Raw genomic sequence first — 693 nt, 5'->3', positions numbered from 1 at the left:
AAGACAGCAACTCAACACAGCTATATCTGCAGCGGAATTTATCAATTGAGCTTGCCCCTCTTATTGGGGTGAGACTAACACTGGATTTATTGCAGGCATTTGCAGCATGGTATCATTTTGATATCGTTCTTGCAGCAGCAAGAGAAGGTCTGGATGCGGGTGAAGAGGATTATAAGGAAGGGAAAAATTCAGCCTATGTCGGTTCTACATTCGAGCTAGTGGTTGAAGGTGAGTTTGATTTAGCGTTGAAATGTATCTCGGATGTGAAAGATAAATGGCAAGTAGAGTACAATGAAGATACTGCCATTAAGTTTGATTTAACACTGAATGTAAACTTCAGGGCTGGAGTTCGGTTTTATGTAGCTAATGGCGCTCTGAAGATTGGCGGTGAGGCATCGGCAGAAGGATTTGTTGGACTGGAAGCTAATCACAATAATCCAAGTAAGGTTGATGCTGTACTTTATCATAGTGATGTAATTGCTAAAGTATATGTGAGTTATACATGGTCTTTATCGAAAACCTCTGAAGGAGGATGGGGTAATAATGGTTTGGAACGCCCAAATAAAAACGATGTAAATAATAAGTCAGAGGTTAATAAAGATGTTGAATGGAATATTTATAAAAAGCTCGAAAAGAAAGACTCTACAGCCAGGATTACTCTTTTTTAGTTTTTTATTTTTGACCTTTTCCTCA

At 38.5% G+C, this 693-nt stretch carries 1 pseudogene; it reads left to right on the top strand.

Annotation, left to right across the window (positions count from 1 at the left end):
* Positions 1 to 668: pseudogene (locus ADK28_RS32070) on the top strand (hypothetical protein); the annotation flags it as partial.
* Positions 669 to 693: the final 25 nt, after the last annotated feature.

Origin of the sequence: Serratia sp. 506_PEND (assembly GCF_001076875.1) — a bacterium.
In the GTDB taxonomy this organism is placed as follows: Bacteria; Pseudomonadota; Gammaproteobacteria; order Enterobacterales; family Enterobacteriaceae; genus Serratia; species Serratia marcescens.
This window is presented reverse-complemented; position numbering and strand designations above follow the sequence as displayed.